Consider the following 2,947-nt stretch of genomic DNA (forward strand, 5'->3'; position numbering starts at 1 on the left):
TTGCCCAAAGGGAGGGATAAAAAAAGCGAACTTGCACAAAACTTTTCCTCACCGTAGCTACGGCTACGCTTCAAAAAAGATTTTGCACAATTTCATCTTTTTTTCTTCCCTCTGAAATATATCTAGGCTATGAAAGAAGTCTATTAATAGAATTTTAGGCAAATGTTGGTTAAAGGTTGGTAAAATACACCTAAATAAAAAAATGGATAGATATGTATAAAATATTACTGTTGTTACTTATGACGAGCTTGCTGAGTGCTAAAATATATGATGGTGTTGCCATTGTTGTGGAAGATAAGGCAATAACTCTTTTAGATATGCAAAAGGCGATGACCCAAACGCATTTGGATGCGAAAAAAGTTTCTGAGTTGCTCATTCGTAAAAAGCTTGAAGCCTTGGAGATAAAAAAGAGAAAAATCACTGTTACAAGTGATGAAGTGTATGCTGACATTAAAAGACTTGCAGAAAGAAACCACCTGAGTGTAGGTGAGTTTTATGATGCTGTACGCAATAGTAATGGTCTTAGCTCAAGTGCGCTTCAAAAGAAAATAAAAGAGAAACTGTTACATGAAAAACTTTTTCAAGCTATTGCGATGAGTTCTCTTTCTGAACCGAGTGATGATGAGATAGCCGAGTATTTTAAATTTCACAAAAAAGAGCTTGAACACCCTAGCTCTTTTGATGTGACTATTTATACAACAAAAAGCAGAGAGGAATTAGAGACAAAGGTGTATAATCCTATGTTTTACTCTCCCTCTGTTACCTCACATGAGCAAGTGTTAGAGTATAACCATATCTCTCCAGAGTTGGCATCACTACTAAGTAAAACGAAAGTAGATACCTTTACACCTGTACTTCCAAATGGGCAGGGTGGCTTTATGAGTTTTTATATAAACTCTGTAAAAATGGCAAAAGATATGGATTTAGAGAGTATTAAGCCGCAAATTATCAATGCGATTATGTCTAAAAAAAGAGAAGAAGTTCTCACTGAGTATTTTGCACGCTTACGCGATAATGCAGATATTCGTATTATTAGAATGCCAAAGTAAAAAATATGTTAAGTGATCAAATATTTATAAAAATAGCAACAGAAATAGCCTCCGCTTCAAAGTGTGTCTCCAAGCAGGTTGGAGCAGTCATTGTAAAAGATGGGCGTATTTTAAGTACGGGTTATAATGGAACTCCTCCAGGGTATGTAAACTGTTGTGATTATTGGGATGGCGAATACACTTCAGAGCATCATGAATGGTCTAAGACTTATGAAATTCATGCAGAGATGAATGCCATTATATGGGCGGCAAGAAAAGGTATAAGCATAGAGGGCGCAACCATTTATGTCACACTTGAACCATGCAGTGAGTGTAGTAAAAATCTCATAGCGAGTGGTATTAAACGTATTGTTTATGACAGGCCTTATGAGCATACTCACTCAGATGTTATCTCGAAGTTTTTAAAAGATAACGGCGTAAGTATTGAGCGTTTAAGCCTTTAAAAAATCAACGATTTTTGAAGGTGGACGGCCTATGACCGCTTTGGAGTCTTTTATGACTATTGGGCGCTCTATGAGTTTTGGATGCTCAGCCATCGCTTCGATGAGCTTCTCTTCATCATCTACATCTTTAAGCTTTAACTCTTTATAAATATCCTCTTTTGTACGCATCAAATCTCTTGCGTTTATGCCTAACATTTTCAGCAGCTCTTTTATCTCCTCTTTTGTTGGCGGTGTTTCAAGGTACTTTACTATCTCTGCATTTATACCGTTTTCTTCTAGTATTTTTAGTGCTTCTCGTGATTTTGAGCAGCGTGGATTGTGCATTATGGTTAGTTTACTCATCTATTGTTTTCCTTCTAATAATTTATGTGCATCATACGCCAGACGCATAACGCCTACAGCGTAATTTGAGGAGTTATTATAGCGCATTATCTTCTGGACATATTTTTTCATATATTGTAGTTCATCTCTATTTTTTGTAAAACATTGGTAGAGTTTCCCACTGCGGCTCTTCTCGTAACAAAATGAAGCATTCTCATTTTGAAAATCATACTTGTACCATGCCGCCTCTACCTTCGCAACATTAGGCATTTTAGACCAGTCAATGAGTGTGTTAAACTTCGCCTTTATATGTAAAAACTTTGCTACAGAGAGAATGGCATCTTCCATCTTTGTTATATCTGCTACCTTGCCTTTGTAGGAGTCTGTATATATAAAACTGTTTGGCATAAACTGAGGGATGCCCACTGCGCCTGCATACGAACTAGGTAAATTACACTGCTCAGGATTTACCCCCTCTTTGTAACAGTGTTCGATGATGGAAGCCATGTTTGTTTTGCCCATTTTAAGCAGCCATTTTTCGCGAGGAGTTTTTGGTTTGGTTCGCACGACAATGGTGTTAAAGACTATGAAGGCATCATGTGTCGGTTTTATTTTTCCGAGCTTTGTCTCTTTGAGTAAAATGGCCGCGATAATCTCACGATTTACACCATATTTTTTCTCAGCAAGGTCATAAACTTTTTTGTATTTTTTCAAGTTTGCAACCATTTTTGGAACATACTTTACAAGGATATTATTTGCTTCTTTCTCTTTTTCTCTATGGTATTTTATTTTAGATGGTTGCAGATACTTCCAGCTTACTTCATCAAATTTCTGGGTTTTAAAGTAGGAGAGTAAAAACTTGTTGGCATATCTATATGATACGCCATGTTTTACCACCGTATGACATATATCTTCATAGTTTTTATTTTTAAAATCGCAGTCATTGTATTTTGCTGAGAGGAGTGAGCTAAGAAGGAGTAAAAAGAGTATGTTAAAGTGTTTCATTTATCTGCTGCAACCTTTGTGGAGTTCCTATATCGTGCCACATTTTATTAAATAACGAGCCACTTACAAGACCTTTGTCCACAAACTCTCGCAAAAGTGGTGCAAGTGGGCTTTTTTGTAACTTTTGAT

4 protein-coding genes are annotated in these 2,947 nt (G+C 36.5%); 2 read left to right on the forward strand and 2 right to left on the reverse strand.

What is annotated here, in order from left to right; translation table 11 throughout:
• The first annotated feature begins 212 nt into the window (after nucleotides 1–212).
• Together MV589_RS10790 and MV589_RS10795 are read left to right on the forward strand one after the other, a co-directional pair.
• Nucleotides 213–1,049: a peptidylprolyl isomerase gene (locus tag MV589_RS10790; RefSeq protein ID WP_297434749.1), complete on the forward strand. Its 837-nt coding sequence runs from the start codon at nucleotides 213–215 to the stop codon at nucleotides 1,047–1,049.
• 5 nt (nucleotides 1,050–1,054) lie between these two features.
• Nucleotides 1,055–1,492: a deoxycytidylate deaminase gene (locus MV589_RS10795; protein WP_297434751.1), complete on the forward strand. Its 438-nt coding sequence runs from the start codon at nucleotides 1,055–1,057 to the stop codon at nucleotides 1,490–1,492.
• Here the strand turns inward: MV589_RS10795 and arsC are convergent.
• Nucleotides 1,481–1,834: an arsenate reductase (glutaredoxin) gene (gene arsC, locus MV589_RS10800; protein ID WP_297434753.1), complete on the reverse strand. Its 354-nt coding sequence runs from the start codon at nucleotides 1,832–1,834 to the stop codon at nucleotides 1,481–1,483. The two genes, MV589_RS10795 and arsC, sit on opposite strands and share 12 nt — an antisense overlap.
• Entirely contained in the window at nucleotides 1,835–2,818 is a 984-nt protein-coding gene (locus MV589_RS10805; RefSeq protein ID WP_297434755.1) for a lytic murein transglycosylase, read from the reverse strand.
• Between the last annotated feature and the right edge of the window lie 129 nt (nucleotides 2,819–2,947).

The sequence above is a fragment of the Sulfurimonas sp. genome, assembly GCF_026991475.1.
Classification (GTDB): Bacteria; Campylobacterota; Campylobacteria; order Campylobacterales; family Sulfurimonadaceae; genus Sulfurimonas.

What these genes read in the sequence shown, in the direction of transcription:
- MV589_RS10790 (WP_297434749.1), top strand. Translation starts at nt 213, where the DNA reads ATGTATAAAATATTACTGTTGTTACTTATGACGAGCTTGCTGAGTGCT.
- arsC (WP_297434753.1), bottom strand. Translation starts at nt 1,834, where the DNA reads ATGAGTAAACTAACCATAATGCACAATCCACGCTGCTCAAAATCACGA.
- MV589_RS10795 (WP_297434751.1), top strand. Translation starts at nt 1,055, where the DNA reads ATGTTAAGTGATCAAATATTTATAAAAATAGCAACAGAAATAGCCTCC.
- MV589_RS10805 (WP_297434755.1), bottom strand. Translation starts at nt 2,818, where the DNA reads ATGAAACACTTTAACATACTCTTTTTACTCCTTCTTAGCTCACTCCTC.